13 protein-coding genes are annotated in these 19,967 nt (G+C 40.2%); 1 reads left to right on the top strand and 12 read right to left on the bottom strand.

Annotated elements, in window-relative coordinates; translation table 11 throughout:
* Positions 1-91: 91 nt before the first annotated feature.
* Positions 92-1,075, top strand: a complete 984-nt coding sequence (guaC, locus tag BN997_RS18945) for a GMP reductase (RefSeq protein WP_042534582.1) — start codon at positions 92-94, stop codon at positions 1,073-1,075.
* 71 nt (positions 1,076-1,146) lie between these two features.
* Here guaC and BN997_RS18950 read toward each other — a convergent pair whose 3' ends face one another.
* The 12 genes from BN997_RS18950 to lepB (BN997_RS19005) all read right to left on the bottom strand — a co-directional run bounded on the left by BN997_RS18950 (position 1,147) and on the right by lepB (BN997_RS19005) (position 19,926).
* Entirely contained in the window at positions 1,147-2,826 is a 1,680-nt protein-coding gene (locus BN997_RS18950) for an ABC1 kinase family protein (RefSeq protein ID WP_175297094.1), read from the bottom strand.
* Between the two features lie 128 nt (positions 2,827-2,954).
* Positions 2,955-3,386: a hypothetical protein gene (locus BN997_RS18955; RefSeq protein WP_042534586.1), complete on the bottom strand. Its 432-nt coding sequence runs from the start codon at positions 3,384-3,386 to the stop codon at positions 2,955-2,957.
* A 20-nt stretch (positions 3,387-3,406) separates the two neighbouring features.
* Positions 3,407-4,504, bottom strand: a complete 1,098-nt coding sequence (ddlA, locus tag BN997_RS18960; protein ID WP_042534588.1) for a D-alanine--D-alanine ligase — start codon at positions 4,502-4,504, stop codon at positions 3,407-3,409.
* Positions 4,505-4,779: 275 nt separating this feature from the next.
* Positions 4,780-5,946 (bottom strand): rod shape-determining protein RodA, encoded by a 1,167-nt coding sequence (gene rodA, locus BN997_RS18965; protein ID WP_042534590.1) that lies wholly within the window; start codon positions 5,944-5,946, stop codon positions 4,780-4,782.
* A 17-nt stretch (positions 5,947-5,963) separates the two neighbouring features.
* Positions 5,964-6,593 (bottom strand): helix-turn-helix domain-containing protein, encoded by a 630-nt coding sequence (locus BN997_RS18970; protein ID WP_042534592.1) that lies wholly within the window; start codon positions 6,591-6,593, stop codon positions 5,964-5,966.
* 219 nt (positions 6,594-6,812) lie between these two features.
* Entirely contained in the window at positions 6,813-7,361 is a 549-nt protein-coding gene (lepB, locus tag BN997_RS18975; RefSeq protein WP_042534594.1) for a signal peptidase I, read from the bottom strand.
* Positions 7,362-7,592: 231 nt separating this feature from the next.
* Positions 7,593-9,092: an alpha-amylase family glycosyl hydrolase gene (locus BN997_RS18980; RefSeq protein ID WP_042534595.1), complete on the bottom strand. Its 1,500-nt coding sequence runs from the start codon at positions 9,090-9,092 to the stop codon at positions 7,593-7,595.
* Between the two features lie 581 nt (positions 9,093-9,673).
* Positions 9,674-10,045: a YisL family protein gene (locus BN997_RS18985; RefSeq protein ID WP_042534597.1), complete on the bottom strand. Its 372-nt coding sequence runs from the start codon at positions 10,043-10,045 to the stop codon at positions 9,674-9,676.
* Between the two features lie 144 nt (positions 10,046-10,189).
* A complete protein-coding gene (locus tag BN997_RS18990) occupies positions 10,190-11,347 on the bottom strand; it encodes a DUF418 domain-containing protein (protein WP_042534598.1) in 1,158 nt (385 codons plus the stop codon).
* A 3-nt stretch (positions 11,348-11,350) separates the two neighbouring features.
* The gene (gene addA, locus BN997_RS18995) at positions 11,351-15,067 is read right to left on the bottom strand and encodes a helicase-exonuclease AddAB subunit AddA (protein WP_042534600.1); all 3,717 of its coding nucleotides are present in this window, start codon (positions 15,065-15,067) and stop codon (positions 11,351-11,353) included.
* The gene (gene addB, locus BN997_RS19000; protein ID WP_042534602.1) at positions 15,060-18,557 is read right to left on the bottom strand and encodes a helicase-exonuclease AddAB subunit AddB; all 3,498 of its coding nucleotides are present in this window, start codon (positions 18,555-18,557) and stop codon (positions 15,060-15,062) included. The genes addA and addB overlap by 8 nt, the downstream gene beginning before the upstream one ends.
* A gap of 820 nt (positions 18,558-19,377) precedes the next feature.
* Entirely contained in the window at positions 19,378-19,926 is a 549-nt protein-coding gene (gene lepB, locus BN997_RS19005) for a signal peptidase I (protein WP_042534603.1), read from the bottom strand.
* Positions 19,927-19,967: the final 41 nt, after the last annotated feature.

Genomic DNA, 19,967 nt, shown 5'->3' on the forward strand with positions numbered 1-19,967 from the left:
ATTGACAAAATACCTGGATTGGGTTAAATTACTAAAGGCGAATGTTTTTAATATCCAATACAAAATTTATTCGTGTTTAGGAGTGTTTTAAATGGAAAATGTTTTTGATTATGAAGATATCCAATTAGTTCCCGCAAAATGTGTAGTAAATAGCCGGTCAGAATGTGACACCTCCATTGAGTTTGGCGGAAGAAGCTTTAAATTACCGGTCGTTCCTGCAAATATGCAGACGATTATTGATGAAAATATTGCAACTTATTTAGCTAAAAATAATTATTTCTATATTATGCACCGTTTCGAGCCTGAGAAACGTATTGATTTTATAAAAACAATGCGAGAACAAGATTTATTCGCTTCAATCAGTGTCGGAGTGAAGGATGACGAGTATGCTTTTGTGGAATCACTTGCTGAAAATAACTTAGTTCCAGAATATATTACCATTGATATTGCACACGGTCATTCAGAACCTGTTATCCGTATGATCAAGCATATTAAAAAACATTTACCAGACAGCTTTTTAATTGCTGGTAATGTTGGTACTCCTGAAGCTGTACGTGAGCTGGAGCATGCCGGCGCGGACGCTACAAAAGTAGGAATCGGGCCTGGTAAAGTATGTATTACTAAAATCAAAACTGGTTTTGGAACGGGCGGCTGGCAGCTGGCAGCACTGCGCTGGTGTGCAAAAGCTGCAAGTAAACCAATTATTGCAGACGGCGGAATCCGTACACATGGCGATATTGCGAAATCTGTACGTTTTGGTGCATCCATGGTCATGATTGGTTCTTTATTTGCCGGTCACGAAGAATCTCCTGGAGATACCATTGAAAAAGATGGCAAGAAGCTGAAGGAATACTTCGGTTCTGCATCAGAGTTCCAAAAGGGAGAAAAGAAAAACGTAGAGGGCAAAAAAATGTACGTAGAGCATAAAGGTGCCCTTCAGGATACATTGACAGAAATGGAACAGGATCTTCAATCCTCTATTTCTTACGCCGGCGGCAGACAGTTAGATGCTATCCGCACAGTGGATTATGTGGTTGTGAAAAACTCTATCTTTAACGGCGATAAGGTATTCTAAATAGCATTTAAAAAAGCTTATGTCAGGAAAGGGACAAGCCCTTCTGACATAAGCTTTTTCTCTGTTTAAAGCTAAAACCTTCCTGACCTGAATATCGCAAAGATAAGCCATATAAACATCAGTACAGCAACAACAAAGCCAATTTCGATAACTGGCAGACTCCAAAAATAAGAAACCTCTCCCGCGATTGCTGAACCGACAATTAATCCAACCATAATAATACTGAACGATAACAGGACGATACTGAACGATAAACGGTTACTGATTCTGTCCAGCTTCTTAAGAATCATATCCACTCTGGAAACGGATATTTCCAAGGGCACCTTACCCTTCCGAATCAGCTTATAGACCGCATTAACATGCTCCGGTAAATCTAAAATAATATCCTTATAATCATCAACCTGCTCGTAAACTTCCTCTGCCATTTTTTTAGGTCGATATTTCTCTTTAATCAGCCTCTTTCCAAAAGGCTGCGCTATTTTAACAATACTGATATCCGGGTCTAATCTTTCTACGGTCCCTTCCAGGGTAACCAGCGTTTTCCCGACTAAAGATAAATCTGCGGGAATACGAATTTGATGCCTGGAAGCAACGCTGAATAAATCATTCACCGCTTCTCCCAGACTAACCTGGCTAAATGGAACATCATAATATTTATCCCGCAGCTCTTCAATATCTGCACGCATCATATCATCATTGACCTCATCAGGAACCACACCCATTCGATAGATAGCCTTCACGATAGCATGCGTATTTTGACGGGCCAGCGCAATAATCATATCCGTCAGATGCTCCTTCATTAACGGTGTGAGCCGGCCGACCATTCCAAAATCCATAAATAACAGCTGATGACCAGGGAGTATCATCACATTACCCGGGTGCGGGTCTGCATGAAAAAAACCATCTAATAATATTTGTTCAAATAAATTATGAATTAATTTTTCTGCAATTACCTTGGGCTGATAGCCTTCCCGGATAAGCTGCACATTCTCATCTAACTTTATCCCTTTGACAAATTCCATTGTCAGCACACGTTCGGTTGTATATTTCCAATACACATCAGGGACTTTCACGCCTTCTTTATCATTTTTGAAATTCATCGCAATTTTATGCGCGTTCCGTCCTTCCAAAGTGTAATCTAATTCGGCCAGGATGGATGCTTTAAATTCTTCAATGATTTCGGTGATTTTATATTGATAAGCCCACTCTAAACGTGTTTCTGCAAGGGTGGCAAAATTCATTAAAATCTCTAAATCCGTATGAATTTTCTTTTCAATATTCGGGCGCTGTACCTTCACAGCTACTTCTTCCCCGCTCTGCAAAATAGCATAATGAACCTGTCCGATGGAGGCGGCGGCGATAGGCTCTTTGTTAAACTCTTTAAATATATCATGAATCGGCTCTCCCAATTCCCTCTCGATAATTTCCTGAATTTCGGTATAGGAGACTTTCCCGACCTGATCCTGCAGCTTCTCCAGCTCTTTAATAATACCTTGGGGAATCAAATCACTTCTTGTGCTTGCGATTTGTCCAAGCTTCACAAAGGTCGGACCTAATTCTTCCAGGAAAAGCCGAATTCGCTCTCCTGTTGTTTTTCTATGTATTTCCTTCTTCCCTTTAAGAACTCTTTCCGGCAAAGAAACAACCTTTTGCAATCCCAATTCCTTTACAATATACCCAAAGCCATTACGGGAAAATGCAACAAGTATTTCTCGATAACGTTGTATATGACGAATACGTTTATTAAGAATCGCGGTTCCCTCCTTTCCCGTTTAATTCCTATTGATAGTATACCCATTCTTATCCATCTGTTAACAGGAAATCCAGGCTATTTTACAAAGAGGAACTGTTTTCCCTATGACAGCTCCTCTTTGTAAATTTATGCCTCGTTCTTATTTGTTAGTTTTATAATGCTTATTTTCACATATAACCCGATCAGCATACAAATGGATGGCAATATAATAGCCAGGAAAATCAATTGTCCATTAATCAATGCTAAATAAAGATACGGCAAGGAATAAAACATAAGTGCCTCAGATACTGCCAGCGGGACCAAGGTGTACATTATCAGATTAATGATAAAAACCAGGGAAACCGTCAAACTATTTTTTAAAAGCGTTCCTTGATTTTTCAATGCAAATCCAAATAATACATACGCGATTAAAACTCCGAAAAATACCATTTGCAGTTGATTCGTGAAAAGTACCATTAGCATGGCAAACACTGTCAGGAAAAAGTGAAAAATCAGCGCCGGCAAATTGTTTTGTAAATATGCTTTGATACCGCCGTTTTCTATGTTGTCGCTAGACATTCAATCATCCTTTTACGTCTTTAATTTTGAATAGAGCTCTTCAGCTGCTGATCTCTTTGATGTCTTTCGATTGCCAGTTCAATTAATTTCTCTATCAGTTCCCGATAGGAAACGCCGCTCTCTTCCCAAAGCTTTGGATACATACTTATCTTCGTAAATCCGGGCAATGTATTAATTTCATTAATAATAATCGTATTATCCTCTTTTAAAAATACATCTACTCTGGCTAAGCCTTCACAATTTAAAGCCTCAAAAGCTTGAACAGCAGTCTGTTTAATTCGATCTGCCACGTCTTTGTCCAATACAGCAGGTATTTCTAAGCTTGCTCCAGATTCATCAATATACTTCGCTTCATAAGAATAAAATTCGACGGTTGGAAGAATCTCGCCTGGTACAGAGGCAATCGGGTTTTCATTACCTAAAACCGAACACTCTATCTCTCTTCCTGAGACAGCCTCTTCAACTAAAACTTTGTGATCATACATAAATGCATCCTGAATAGCATGGTTAAATGCTTCTTCCGTCTCCACCTTGTGTACGCCAACAGAAGAGCCTTGATTTGCCGGCTTAATAAATAATGGTGTTCCTAATTCCGCAGCAATATCCTGATAAGAGATTTGATTTTGTTTGGCTTTACGGAAGCTGTATCCGCGGGCAACATGTAAGCCTGCATCGCTCAGCAGACGCTTGGCAATATCCTTATCCATGCTGATAGCTGAACCAAGTACAGAAGAACCTACAAATGGAATATTGGCCATTCTCAGCATACCCTGCAGGCTTCCATCTTCACCGAGTGTGCCATGGACAATTGGAAAAATAACATCTAATTGGTCCATGCTTACACTTGAGCCGGTCTCAATAATTTGATTCTCTTCCGCTCCAGGGACAATGGCAATTCCCTTCCCTGTTTTATTTAATGCAATCAGGCTTGGATCCTCTTCATTTATTAAATAGTGAGAACGGTCATTGACATGCCAATTCCCCTGCTTATCAATCCCCAGCAGATATACTTCATACTTATCTAAATTAATTGCGTCCACAATATTTTTGGCAGATTGCAGAGAAACCTCATGCTCTGATGATTTCCCTCCAAAAACAATACCAACTTTTTTCTTCATTCCAATCCTCTCCTCATTGACTCTAATGACATAATTACGATTGTTCCTATATCCTATGTGTTTATATCATTATTTGTTTGACCTGTATCGCTATTTTATCATAGAGTTCATTTGGAAGGGGACTTTAATGTCAATAATTCATCCGAAGCAGTGATTCTGATTATTAAGAAATAATAAATTTTCAACTTCTCTGCCTAATCCGGGATCCTGAATGTATTAAAAAATAATTAAAGAAAGCTAAAAAATCTTCCCAGGCTGATTTTTTAGCTTCCCCTTTATTCACTAATTGCTTTTTTTCGAAATAAATAATCATTGGAGGAACGAATTTGCACATTGATGACCAGCCCCATCATAATCAGATTGGTTATCAGCGAGCTTCCTCCATAACTGATAAAAGGCAAGGTAATCCCAGTAATCGGCATTAAACCAATGGTCATCGCAATATTTTGAAATACTTGAAAGGCAAGAATTCCGATGATGCCGACGCAAAGATAGACCCCGAATAGATTATCTGCTTCGAAGGCAACCTTTGTAATTCGATAAAGAAGCAGGAAATATAATAAAATCAGAATACTTGCTCCGATAAAACCATATTCTTCTCCAATTACTGTAAAAACAAAGTCTGTATGTGCTTCAGGTACATTCCCATTTTGAATCTGCATCCCCTGATTAAATCCGGCGCCGCTCAATTGTCCTGAACCGATTCCCATGATTGCCTGCTGAAGCTGATACCCATAATCAGATGCATACTCCGCCGGATTTAACCACCCATAAATACGGTCCATTTGATGTGATTGAAATAACCGGGAAAAAATATCTTCATTATAAGAATACAAAAAAATTAAACCGCCTATAGAAGCAGCTATGGTGAATAGCACCGGTAAAATAACTTTAACAGAGATACTGGAAACAATAATCATGGAAAAAGCAATGGCTAATACAATCAAAGCAGATCCTAAATCCGGCTGTAAAAATATAAAAACAAATGGAATTAATGTTACTGCCACTACTTTCAGCGTTAATTGAATACTCTTTTTTAAGGGCAGCTTTCGATTGCCATACTTCTCTAATAAAACAGCTAAGTAGATGATAAGAAATATTTTTATAAATTCAGATGGCTGTATCTCAAAGATTCCTAAATTCAGCCAACGTTGAGAACCGTTGCGAAAAACCCCAAAAAAATGAACGCCTAATAAAAGGAACACGCCAATCGCATACAACTTAAATGCCTGTTTTTTTAAGAGCTCATAGTCAAAGAAAATCACTGCCAGCATTATCAACGCACCAAAAAAATACCAAATACCTTGGCGAATCACAAAATAGTAAGGCTGTGATTGCGCATATTGTCCCGAACCGCTATAAATTGCAATTAAACTAATTAATAATAACAAGAACAAAATAGTGATTATACTGTAATCCAAATTGTATTTCTTCCGATTCATATCCAAACCCTCATTAATTACGTTTTATTAGCAAGTGCATTCATTACCACTTGAACTGCTACAGCATCATCTAAATAACCAACAGGAAAAAGATAATCCGGAATAACATCAGCTGTACTGATGAAATAAACTAGTGCTGCACCCATTAAAATTAATTCTTTCCTTGTTCCTTTTTTATGACAAATCCGATGAAAAAAAGTGGAAAGTTTTTTCATATAGGCCCCGCGGGCTCCTGCATCTTCTTTTTTCTGATGAAATGTATCCAGAATGAGACGGCGCCCTTCTTCCGTTTCTGCATCTTTTTCGTAACAATCCAGTTGTTTTTTTAATTTTTCCATTGAAAAAGAATCATAATGATCATCTGATTGCTCTAAAAATTGATCTATCATTACAATAGATGTCTGTATATCATTAGTATGATTCTCTGAAGATTTGACCGGCAGTCCGGTTCTCTGAAGTAATTCATCAAAAGGAACATCCAGTGCTTTTGAAATTTCCACTAAATGCTGATTTGTCGGTTTACGCTTATGGTTGATAATTCGGGATATCGTCGAAACATTAATATTCGTCTGTTTACTTAGTTCACGCATAGAAATATGTTTTTCCTTTAGCTGCTCTTTTAAGTAATCTCCTATATTTTGGCTCATTCGTTATACAAACCCTTCTATTTTCAGTTATCTTTTCCTCTTAATTCTACTATACGAGGGATGTTGACAAAATGTCAAATACAGCTGCAATTGAATTAGGATAGATATATAAGCTGGATTAATTTTGAAAAAACCGCTTTCTGCCTTTCTTAAATAGCAAAGACGAATAAAATAAAAAAACCCGCATCTAAATCAGGAAGTTCCTTTTTAGATACAGGTTTATTCAGGCCTGCCGATATTATTAAATGGGTAGAATCGGAATGTTACTTCCCCAATAATTGCCTCTTCATTCAGAAAGCCGAAGAAGCGGCTGTCATTACTGTTTCCGCGATTATCGCCTAAAACAAAATAGGTATTCTCCGGAACAATGGAATAGCCTGTTAATTCTTCTAATGTAAAATTACCAGTTTGAAAACCCATTTTCGCCGGACTGTCATCATTTATTAAGTAGGATTCCTCCACTGCTTCTCCATTTAAATATAACGTATTACTTTTATATTCGATATGATCGCCTGGTACACCAATAACCCGTTTCACGTAATAATTGTCAGAGTCAGGGGCCTGGAATACAATCACATCAAACCGGTCTATTGAAGCTACTTTATTAACAATGATTTTATCCTGATCGAAAAAAGTGGGCTGCATCGATTCACCCCATACGACCGAAGGAGCTAAAAGGAAATTTTTAACAATAAATAATCCGATAACAACAAAAAGAATAATTCTGCAAAGCAAATAGAATTCTTTCTTTATTGCGCTCCGCTCCATACTGGGCACCTCCTTTAAACAAATACTCTCTTCTTTTATTATACAATATAAGCAGGAGAATGGAACGATATATATTTATATATTCTAAAATTATTCTATACATAGGGGTGAATAAAGTCCCTAAGAAAGGATGTTCCAAACGTACAATCATAAAAAACATGCGTCAGTAATAAATCAGACACATGTTTTTTATGCAGTTATATTTCAAATTCACCAAGGTAATTAACAGTATTAATTGTCTGCATGCTCTCTTTGCTTCTGCTTTCTTTTTAATAGTACAACAGCAATCACAAATAATAAAAGAACAGAAATAATAAAGCCGATAAATAACCAATTAAAGCCTTTATCTTCTTCTAAAAGATAGACTTCTACAGATTCTCTCGGTATTCCAATCCGATAATTGCCCTCTTCATTTTCACGGACTAAATTATCCTCTAAAATACCGGTCAGCTGCATACCAGATTCTAAATTAGTTTCATCAATATATGCTGATTCACTTCCGTTATTAATAGCGACATACATCACTTCGTCTTCATAGCTGCGGCGGAAAACCAGCATGGATGCTTCGGAGCCGACATATTCAAAATCTCCCAACCTTAATGCCGGAAATTCATTGTGCAGCGCAGCAATACGCTTATGAAACTCCCTTAAATCTTCATCTCCGCTATTAAAAGGAACAAGCCGCTGCGATTCTTCCGCATCCATTCCGTACATGGGAAGCTCTGTCCCCTGCGTTACCATTGTTGCCCCCGGTGTAGTATACATATAGGTCAAGGCAAGCGTCCAAGCAGTGACAGCATTACGTTGATTCTCTGAAAAGATATTTGTAAAACGTTCTTGTTGAAGGCCGTCGATTTGCTTATAAAAATCGGTCAGCCTTTGTTCTTCCCACGCATCAAAAATGGCTGAAACATCCTGATCGCTATCTGCAAATGTTTCGCTTAATACTTGATTGAAACCCGGATAATTGATGAGATCGAGGGATGTATTTTCCATTAACGAAGCTGCTTCATCAATCGTTGCCGCACTTGTATCACCAATCAGATAAAAATCAGGACGGTTTTCTTTCAAAGCTGCTGTCAGCTCTTCGACAAATGGCTGCGGCGCCATGTCTGCATCATGAAGCTTAAATCCATCCACTTCGGTTTCTTCCTGCCAATATCTCGCAGCGTCTAATACATATTCCGCAGCCTCCGGATTTGTTAAATCAAATTGAACTGTTTCTGACAGCCATTCGTCATTTGATTCAGGTGCTCCAAGCCACCAATCTTCCTTGTCCGCATCATCTGTTAACGGACTGGTATCCGCAGCATAATTAAATACAAAATCAATCATTATTTTCATATCACGATTATGCACTTCGGATACAAGACGCTCAAAATCTTCCATTGTTCCAAATTGCGGATTGATCTCATAAAAATCATTGATCCAATAACCATGATATCCTCTTTCTTTATTTTCCGTAATCGGACTCAGGGAAATCGTGGTAATTCCAATATCCTGCAAATCATCTAATTTATTTATAATTCCCTGAAAGTCCCCTCCATGGTAATGATAAGGATCGTTAATATCTAATTCTCCTTCAATTTCCGTATCCCCATTATTAAAGCGGTCAATCAATACCTGATAAAATACTTCATTATGTATATCTTCGTCCTGTGCATGTACCGGTATTTGCATGATAAACATACTGATAACAGCAGCAAATCCAATACTTATTTTTTTAATCATAGATTTTCCCCCAATGATAATAAAACTGTAATTACGATTCCACCCTTGTTTTATTATCACTTATTTTCTAAAAAAATCATACCTTGATTGGAATGATGTAAAAAAGCGTTCACAATTAAACAGAAAAAACAAGAACACCACTATCTTTAAAACATTGGTGTTCTCGCCAAGGAGATGTCCGCTACGACGGTTTTCGATGGGGCGAGTAATCGCAATGGTTTTCGGTGGGACGAGTAATCGCAGTCCCAGTCCCAGCCCCAGGAAGTCGCTTTCCGCGGGCAACGGCTCAGCCGCACGGTAAGAAAATCGCTTCCTGTTCAGGTCTACCTGTTGCTTTTCCCGCAGGAGTCGACAACATCCGCTCCCATCTTTGAAAAGATATGTTTTATTTGCTTTCTTTCAAAGAAATGAAGCTGATTCTAGCGGAGTATTTTTTCCGTAGCGGCTATTTCCAGCTATTTTTATAAACATTCTTATTTTAAAATAAAGTGCCTCGGCAATGGACCAAGGCACTTTGTCTCCTCCTGTTCGTCGAGAATGTATTACACTATCCTCACAGGAGTGTTCGTCATCCTCTTATTTTAGAAATAAAAACCCATTGGAAGACGGAAAAAGCCTAAAACAATAACAATAATCAGTGCGATAAAGAATTGAATCCATTTGCCGGTTACTGCTTTTCCTTTTTTCGTAGAAACCAGAATTCCTTCCATTACCACAACAATCCAAAGACCGGCAAGTGCTTTTACAATAGCTTCCCCAAGAAGCGGCATGCCATAGCCTTGAATATAGTCCCAAGTTAATAATCCACCGGTAACGATGATAAACAAATACACAAGTCGTAAAATCATATGAACAATGGTTGCAGGCTTGTTACTGTTTTTCTTGTAAAGGGCTAAAGCTACTAAAAATAGAATCAGACCCAGCGCCCACGATGTAATATGCATATGCGTCATTCATGTTCCCTCCTTCAATTTTATAAATACATGTCATCATCATCTGTCATATTTCACAAAAATGACTAATAATTCGTTTATAATGATACCATTTTCTTCCCTAAGATGACATTTAAACGTATCTTTGTCAACAAATTGCCATGATTAGCGTTTCATTGGCTGTAATTTTTTATACGTAATGGATCGCCATGCCCATTCCACGGGACCAAACCGAAAATATCGAAGCCAGATCATACTTCCGATAATCTGTAAGCAGAAAATCACAATCACGAGACCGATTTGATGAACGGGCCGGATTTCCCCGTATAATCCAAAACCGATGCCATAGAAAAGCCAAAAAGAGATAATCGATTGCAGCAAGTAATTAGATAATGCCATTTTTCCGATCGGCTTCAGGACACCAAGTACCTTCTGCGCCCTATCCTTCTCCCATAATAATGTAATCGACGTCAGGTAGAAGACGGCCGATGCCGTCCCGCCAATATTATCCTGAACTAGACTAAACCAGAGCGGGTTGCCAAATGTATACGGTCCTATCTTAAATACGATGAACACAACTAGAGAAATAACCCAAACCTTTTTCAATATTCCCTTATGGACAAGCGGCTCATGAAACCATCTCTTTCTTGCTAAGTACATCCCAAATAAAAACAGCGGCAGGAAAATAAAAGGAAACAGGAAAAAGCTGAAAATCCCGTTTGATAACTGCCAATCCTGAAAATTCTGCGCCAGAATAATGGAAAAATCATTGGATTGATAGCTTTGAAAAGCTTGGTTTATTTCCGCTGTATAACTTATATCAATAAAATTCCTTGCCGCATACTGCAGACCTGTCAAGGCAAGGGTAGATGCACCTAATAAACCAATCGCCCAGCCCATTAAAACCTTCTCCCCGCTGTATAAGAAGAATAATAGCAAAAATCCCATTGTTCCATAAGTCAGAAGAATATCTCCGCTCCATATCGCAAAGGCGTGAATGATTCCAAAAATAATCAACACTCCCAGCCTGCGTCCAAAAAAGCCGTATGGAGAAATATCCTTTTTATCTAAGCTGTCCTTTTGAATTTGAATCCCAAAACCAAAAAGAATCGAAAACAGCGTGTAAAAGCTCGCTTGAAAGAAAATATCAATAAAAAACAAGCTGTACTGATCTATTTTAGCCGTCCAGGCATCCTCTGCTCCGCCATAGAGAAAATAAGGAGCAGAAAATGCTCCTATATTGACCATAAATATTCCAAAAATCGCAAAGCCTCTTGCTGCATCTATCCATTCTAATCGTTTGTTTCCCTGATAAGGTTGCACCGGCTACTCCCCTTTGATAAGCAGTCCTTTTGAAAAGAAATAGAGATAGGTTTCCTCCACAGGCTGCTTCCAGATTTCTTCTATAGCGTATCGATAAAGCTCAAGCTGGGTCTTATATCGTTTTTTCAATTTTTCTTCCAATTTCTCTGACATTTCTTCTGTAATCCGGTCTGTTTTATAATCAAGAATAATCCAGCCGTTTTCTGAAGGGATAATACAGTCAATAACTCCCTGGATCAACACTTTTTCTGAGGAGGCCCCCTGCCAGTCAGCATATACCTTTTCGGCCGGCAGCATTAAACTGAATGGCACTTCCTTATACAACTTTTTCTTATCAAAAATCTTTTGTGCAATAGCGGATTCTAAAAATGCGATAATATCCGAAGTGGATACACTTTCTGCTTCTGCAGCTGTCATTTTCTCCTCCTGCACCAGTTTTTCAATAAATTCCTCTACTTCTTCATTTGCAAGCATGCCTTTTAGAGGAAGATGCTGCATCACGGTATGAAGTGCGGTCCCTTTTTCGGCCGGTGTTAATTTCTTTTCCGCTTGCATAAATCTTGGTCTTTTCGTAATTGGAGCCTTCGTCGCTGCAGGAAGCATTTTTTCATCACTATACGTATCCTTCTGCTCCTGCTGACGTTTCAACTCGGTTACAGATTGCTTCGCACGTGAATGAGCAGCTTCCTGATAAGGATACTGATAAGAAAGACGGTGATCCACCCAAGCATCTAACGCTTTATCTTTCTGTTCAATCGGATCCCAATTTCTGATATGCGTTTTTAAGGCATCCTGTTTCTCCTGTACCCGATTTTCAAAGGCAACGATATCCTGACGTGGATAAATATTTGCCTCCCACTTGGACGCATCCTGCGTAATCGCAGATAAAACCTGATTACCTATCTCCTCTTCCCGCAGGACTTGTCCCTGCGGATGACGGATAAGCGCAGGGCCAATCCAATCCAGATAAGCCTTTGCTCCAACCCGGAAATAAGCCGGCAGCACCCAGTCTGGATGGTGTGCAATCCAGGACCATGCTGCTTTCCGCTTCTCCGCCGAATCCACTGTCCCTACCATAAACAGCTTCTCTTCCGCACGTGTCAAGGCAACATACAATAGACGAATTTCTTCAGATAATTGTTCTCTCCTGATTTTTTCCCGCATCGCATGATAAAACAACGTAGAATATTGAATTCGTTTCTCGGGATCAATAAATTTACTGGCAAAGCCCAAATCCTTATGAAGCAGATACTTTTGATTTAAATCCATCATATTAAACGATTTGCCAATGCCGCCGAGGATAACGACCGGGAATTCCAGTCCTTTACTTTTATGAATCGTCATTATCCGGACAACATCTTCCTGCTCACTGAGTGCACGGGCAGCACCTAAGTCCTTTTGCTCTTCTTCCATTCTTTCAATGAATCGCAAGAAGCGGTATAAACCGCGAAAGGACGTTTCTTCATAGCTTCTTGCCCGGTCATACAGCGCCCGTAAATTTGCCTGACGCTGCTTCCCTCCAGGGATACCGCCGACAAAATCATAGTAGCCGGTCTCCCGGTAAATCTGCCAAATCAATTCCGAGAGCGCTCCCTGCTGGGCAGATAACCTTAAATTATCCAGCAGCTCTTGAAACTCCTTTAATTGCTCAGTTACGCTGTTATCTTCTTTTGCCATGTATGCTAAGAGAGCATCATAAAAATTACCGTGACGATCAGCTAAGCGGATAGCCGCTAAATCATTTTCCTGCAGCCCGACGATAGGCGACCGCAGTACTGCAGCCAGCGGAATATCCTGACGCGGATTATCAACAGTCTTTAATAAACTGATCATGACTCTGATTTCAATCGCTTCAAAATAGCCAGAGGTCAGTTCAGCATAGACAGGTATACCTTGTTTTTTCAGCTCGTCCATAATTACCGGGGCCCATGTCATTGAACGCATTAAAATAACAATATCCCGGTACATCAAATTACGGTGCTGCCCTTTTCCTTTATCCACCACCTGCATCGGTGTTCCATTTTCTCCGGTACCAATCCATTCCTGTATTTTTTTAGCATAGGCGCGCGCTTCAATTTGCGCCTTTTCTAAATCTTCCTCTGTTTCTTCTCCTCCATCGGATTTCTGTCCCTGTGGAGAATCAATCAGCAGCAATTCCGGATTAGAGTCGAATGGAAATTCATCGTACATGCGGTTACCATAAATCAATTCAGCATCCTCATCATAGGCAATATCCCCGACCGATTCATCGAACAGCTGACGGAATAAATAGTTTGCACCAATCAACACTTCTCCCCGGCTCCGGAAATTCCGGTTAAGATCAATTCTTTCTGCGGGATCATCGTTTGCGGCAAATTGTTTATATTTTTCGATAAACAGGGAAGGCTCTGCATGACGAAACCCATAGATACTTTGCTTCACATCGCCAACCATAAACATATTCCCATTATCTTCCGGGTTGCGGACTAATTGCAGAATACTTTCCTGCACCAGGTTCGTATCCTGATATTCATCAACGAGTACCTCTTTAAACTGCTTTTGCAGCTGGAAAGCAATCGAAGAAGCCTGTCTGCTGTTATCCTCTGGATTTGTCTCTGTTAAAATGTCCAGACAATAATGCTCCAAATCATTAAAATCAACGATAGCCTGTTCTTTTTTTCGATTTTGAAACTTATCCATATAGTCTTCTACCATCAAGGTCATTTGTTTCAAAACAGGTGCCATTTCCTGCATATCCTGAATATGAGCAGGCAAGCTGCGGACAAACCATTTTTCCTTCATCTTGTCCCATCTGTCCTTGACTTTTTTCCGAAAATCCTTCACTTGCTCCCGTTTCTCTGGATTATCGTCTGCTTTTTTTCTGGATAAAGCAGCAAACTTTGCATCTTGGACAAATTGGTGTAATGCCTCCCAATGCGTTATTTTTTCCATCGCTGTATCCAGTATCGCCGTATCCTTTTCCAAAGCATCCAGATAATGATACGGTCCATCCGGCTCTCTTGCCACAGCAATAGCTAATGCATTCTCCTGCTTCATCGCTTCTAATTGACCCGATATTTCTTCCTTCACCTCCTGAATCCAGGGGATGGTCTCTTCCGTCCAATTCTCATCTATTTCATAATTAGCCGTCAGCTGGTGCAGCCATGCTTTGGGTGATGGATGCTGGACTGCAAAATTTGCCGTCCGTAAAATTAACTCTTCCACATCTCTGTCACTTCGGTCATTAGAAAAGCGGTTCACCACTTCAAAGAACGTTTCCTGCTCCGTATTCGAATCATCATACCAGCCCTCCAGCAGCTCATCCAGAACCTCCCGTTTGATCATATCCATCTCTACCTCATCGGCAATCCGGAAAGAAGGATCCAGCTCGATCATATAGGCATTTTTTCGTACAATATCTAAACAAAAAGAGTGTAATGTCGAAATAGAAGCTCTCTGTAATAAGGACAGCTGCTTTTTTAAATGAAGTGATCCAGGCTTTTCAGCCAGAGCCTTTTCTAACGCTGCTCCAACTCTCGCCCGCATTTCCTGGGCAGCAGCATTTGTAAACGTAACGACGAGTAATTCATCGATATTAATTGCATCTTCTTCCTTTAATAACTTCTGAATAATACGTTCTACAAGGACAGCTGTTTTTCCGGAACCAGCTGCTGCGGCTACAAGGATATCCGTGCCGCTTTGATAAATTGCCCGTTCCTGTTCCTGTGTCCATTTAACCACGGATTTCCCCTCCCTTTAGCCGTTCAATCACTTCTTTTTCTTTCATATTTGCTATTTTTCTATAATTATTTCCTTCTAACGCAGGATCGAACTGACAAACTGCATGAAAAGGACAATACGTACATGCTTCGGTCTCTTTTTTCAGAAACGGATTAATTTCTACTCCGCCTGAAGTCATATCCAGTCCTGCCTGCTTCAGTAATCCATGGATATGATTTTTCAATTGTTCAAATGTATCTTCATCCGCAATTTTCGAATTGCTGTTGAATGTACCATCTTTTTTCAGTCCGGCAGGAATAATATGACTGTTCCCAGATTCTAATGACTCATCCATCATTCTGGCGATGTCCTCATCAGATAAGAGCAGTCCTCTCATTTTATAAGACTTAAAGATTTGCTCCTCGATATCGCTGTCTAATTTCTCTTTATCCATATTGATCATTGGATTATGCACATGGAAATAAAGAACGCCTGCCGGGCTCGCCTGCTGACCGAGCCATTTTTCGGAATGAGTCAGTACAACATCTAAATACGTCAGCATTTGCAGGGCAAGTCCATAGTAAACTTCCAATAAATCCAGCGCACGGGAGCTTGATTTATAGTCGATAATCCGTAAATATAAATCCTGATGAAGCTGTGCTTTATCTACCCGGTCAATTCTTCCGCGCAGCAGCAGTTCATACCCATTTTCAAGCGGCAAAATAAGCGGAGGCAGCGGGCTATCCTTCTCTCCAAAGCTGAGTTCAAGACCAATTGGGCTGAAATCTGTCTGTCTTGCCTGCTCACTTAATATAAATGCTGCCCTGGCAATAATCTCCTCCAGCTTTTGCTGAATAAATGTGTAACGGTTCGAGCTGTGCAAGATTTGATGCTGCAGTACGGGAGATAATTTCTGGATTGCCCGGTGTGCATAATTTGCCGATGTCTCCCTGGTAAGCTGCTTAAAGTCTGTTTTTTCATTTTGAACCCACTCTGTAATGAGGCGTAATGCTTCGTGGAATAATTGTCCGATATCCGGAGCATCCAATTTATATGTTTCTCTTTCTTTCAAATTCAAGCTGTAACGGGCAAAATGCTGGTACGAACATCTGTAATAAGATTCCAGACGGCTGACGCTTGCCTTGATTTGTTTTGGATAAAGTTCTTCCGCTGTTTCCTTTTTTAAATGCTCCGGCTGGTTTTTATAAAATAAGCCTTGTAATATGCGATAGGTCATACGGTATTTCGGCTGATTTTTTACATACCAATTATATACAGCAAACCAGGCATGATCTATTTCATAGCCGCGCTGCAATCTTGCAAATTGCGTTGTCAGAGCTGCTCTTGTTTTCGTTTTGGTCGTAATAAATCGCGTTGTATCCGCAGTATCCTCCACATCTTGAAATAATACATGCTCTTGCGTTGCCGGAAACAGGCCTTCTATTCGATGAACAACCTGAGAAGGGACCTTCGCTTTTCCTTCCTCATCACTAATTGGATAACTAATCATCAGCTTATCCTTTGCTACAGTTAAAGATAAATAGATATAAAACCAATCATCCAGCAGCTGTCGTTTTCCATTATCCGCAAGCTTCAAGCCATTTTGCTCCAGCAAATCTCTTTCTTCATCGTCAATCATGCCATCAATTGTCGGCTTCATTGGCCATATTCCTTCATTCACACCAAGTAAAAACATGCAACGGACATCAGACATTCTTGACCTGTCAATCGTTCCTACTAACACATGATCCATGGTCGGGGGCACATGTGAAAATTCCAAAGCTTCTGCGCCGGCATTGATGGAAGCATTGAAAGTAGTCATATCCATTTCTTCGTCACCAGCTATTTCTACCATTTCATCCATTAATTGGAGCACTGCATCCCAGACCTGCTGCTGCTCCCTTCCTCTTTCAGGAATGCCCTGTTCATCGAAGGATGCACGCATTTCTTCCAGCTTTTCGGGTGCGCCTAGCGATTCCAGCCAAATAAAAATAGCTTCACAGCGCTCTTTTACACTTCCTGCTGCACGAAAGCTTTCATCAAAAGGACGGAGTGCATGCGTTATTTGGTTGCGATAACGATTGATTTTGTCCTGCATCTCCCTTTCCGTGTTTGTCTGCGCAGCCTGTTCAAAGCCGCGGAAACGTTGATATTTCCAAGGTTTATCATCTAACCACTGCTTCCGGTAACGAATACCATATTCTATCGTATAGTTCTCTAATTGATCAATGGCGTCACTGGTTAAAGGAAACTCCTCATCACTGGCAGGGATAAAGCCGGTTTTTAAAACCCGGAAAATGGCATCGGAACGCCAGCCATTTTCAATTGCCTCCAGCATCGAACGAATCAGTTCAATCAATGGGTGATGCAGCATCGAACGCTTCTGGTCAATAAAAACAGGAATATCATAATCGCCAAAAATCGTTTCTATTAAATCATCATATACATCCGGCTGTCTTACTAAAATGGAAATATCCCGATAGCGGTATTCTTCGTCTCTGACAAGGGAAAGAATTTCTCCCGCAACACCCTCTACTTCTGCACGCGGATGCACTGCTTCAGCTATTTGAATCGGAGCCTCCCCTTTGTATTCCGGTAAAGGCCGTACGTCAAAATTCTGTTCTAAGTGAGCAAAGTAGGCACGCTCTTTAAACTGATCCTTTGCCGGATCTAAATAAACAGACTGTTCCAGCGAAATACCGTTCTCTTCCGCTGCAGCTGTTAATTGGTGATGGGTTTGATTCGTCTGGTAGAAGATATCCAGTTCCTCCAGATTCTCTGTGGCTGTCGGATCTAATGTCAAACCAATATGAACCTGCGCACATTTCTTCATTAATTCCGTGATTACGGACAGCTCCTGCGGCGTAAAGCGGTGGAAGCCGTCAATATAAATATGTGCTCCTTCCAGCGTGCTTGCCTGCGGAATTTTTTCCATTAATATCTGCAGTCTGTCTTCACTGTCCATATACATATGCTGCAGCTGGTTAAGAAGCTGTTCATAAATGTAAATGAAATCATCCAATTTTCGGACTAACCCTGTTTCCGAGGGAGATTGATGCACAAATTTATTGAATTGCTCCTGCTGTAACCGAAGTGCATCAGGTGTAATTTCATATCGCTTAAATTCTTGAATAACAGATTCTAACTGGTCCAAAAATCCTTGTTTTTTGATTGCTTTTTGAAAAGCCATCCAATCTCCGCTTTTTTCAGCAATGATTTTCCGAAGCATCATTTGGGTTCCAACCGAACTGATAAAAGGCTTTAATCCGCCCCCTGTTTCCTGTAAAATCCGCCATGCAAGCCGTGAAAAACTGGCAACCTGCGCCCGGATACTCCCATTTAAATGCTCCCGGCTGAATAAAGCTGTTTCTAATTGAAAGGTCATTTGATCCGGTACAATATAAAAAATAGCCGGACCAATCGGCTCCTTTTGCAGACGATGTTCAATATCCTTCATCATCCACTCGCTTTTATCTGTACCGGACCTGCCTAAAATAAATCGCACAGTCAATCTGATACACACTCCTTTTTAGTGGTATATGTATGGATTACGGATAACCTTCTGCAAATTTCCCGCAGAAAGCAGTTTCGTTATTGTTTGTTTCACATTATACCTTACTTGCCTCAAAACAAAAGCTTCTATCCTTATTTTATCAAAGATAGAAGCTTGTTCCTAATAAAAGTAATTTATCGCAGTGTAACTGGCTGAGACTGGGACGGCGATTACCAATGTTGACATGTTAACGCGACCGCTGCGGAAAAACACTACGCTTTCCATGGGCTTGCGCTCAGCCTCCTCGAAAAAAAGAAGTTCACTTTTTTTCTGCGGGGTCTTCACACTGGGACTGCGATTACTCGCCCCAGCGAAAACCATTGTGCTTTCCCATAGGAGTCTACGTATTTTTCCTCCGCTAGATAGTTTTATTGCTATCTGTTTTAAATTTAAGAAAATTAATTAACCTGACTGACAACATTGCTACGATTGCTAGCCCCACCGAAGGGCTTTTGTAAGACTCCTGCTTCCAGAAATGACGAATACATGTTATTGCTAAGCGGGAGATCCAACAGCCAGTAACGGTCCAATTCGTTCCGGCCTACAGGATGTAGGTCACAAAGGGGTTGCGACAACGCTTTTTGATGGGGTGAGTAATCGCAGCCCCAGGACGTCGCGAACTTAGCCTTTGTTCCTTTAGTCCTTCAGTGGGGGGACGGAGCACCCCCACCGAAGGAAGTTTCATTTTATTTTCATCTGTTTCATGCCTGCACTAAAATGGTGAATGCTAGGATTGTTCATACATCTTACACGAACATATACCTGCTTTCCATCCGTCTTAGTGCGGCTGCTTAAATAACTGTGTTATCGGCCAATACGTCACATCCACCTTGCCAACTACTTCCTCTACAGGGACGAAGCCGATTGATCTGCTGTCTAAGCTGTCTCTGCGGTTATCCCCTAATACAAACAGTTCATCTTCCGGCACCGTTTGTTCCCCAGTCACCTGCAAAAGTGTAAAGTCTTCTGTCAAAGGTGTCGCTTCCGTCTTTTCTTTTTCTTCCTGCAGAAAATCCTCAGGGATATACTCGCCATTTACATATAATTGGTCATCCTTGTATTCTACTTTTTCTCCCGGAAGCCCGACAACCCGTTTTACATAATCATTTTCTTCCGAGGCATGAAATACAATCACATCAAAACGGTAAATATCTGAAATATCACTTGTAAACGTATTAACCATCATTAAATTTCCGTCATACAGTGTGGGTTCCATGGATTTTCCGTTAACCACATAGTTTTCGAATAAAAATGTCCGGATAAGTAAAAACACAGCGATTAACAAAACAGCGACAATAGAAACTCTTACATAGTTATATTTTTTCACTGTTATTCTTCCTTCGCTTTAGTTTAATTATTAATATCATA

This window comes from Oceanobacillus oncorhynchi (genome assembly GCF_000821065.1).
GTDB classification, from domain to species: Bacteria; Bacillota; Bacilli; order Bacillales; family Amphibacillaceae; genus Oceanobacillus; species Oceanobacillus oncorhynchi.

Coding starts and splice junctions, on each gene's coding strand:
- BN997_RS18970 (WP_042534592.1), bottom strand. CDS start 6,593: ATGAGCCAAAATATAGGAGATTACTTAAAAGAGCAGCTAAAGGAAAAA.
- BN997_RS18980 (WP_042534595.1), bottom strand. CDS start 9,092: ATGATTAAAAAAATAAGTATTGGATTTGCTGCTGTTATCAGTATGTTT.
- ddlA (WP_042534588.1), bottom strand. CDS start 4,504: ATGAAGAAAAAAGTTGGTATTGTTTTTGGAGGGAAATCATCAGAGCAT.
- guaC (WP_042534582.1), top strand. CDS start 92: ATGGAAAATGTTTTTGATTATGAAGATATCCAATTAGTTCCCGCAAAA.
- rodA (WP_042534590.1), bottom strand. CDS start 5,946: ATGAATCGGAAGAAATACAATTTGGATTACAGTATAATCACTATTTTG.
- BN997_RS18985 (WP_042534597.1), bottom strand. CDS start 10,045: ATGACGCATATGCATATTACATCGTGGGCGCTGGGTCTGATTCTATTT.
- lepB (WP_042534594.1), bottom strand. CDS start 7,361: ATGGAGCGGAGCGCAATAAAGAAAGAATTCTATTTGCTTTGCAGAATT.
- BN997_RS18955 (WP_042534586.1), bottom strand. CDS start 3,386: ATGTCTAGCGACAACATAGAAAACGGCGGTATCAAAGCATATTTACAA.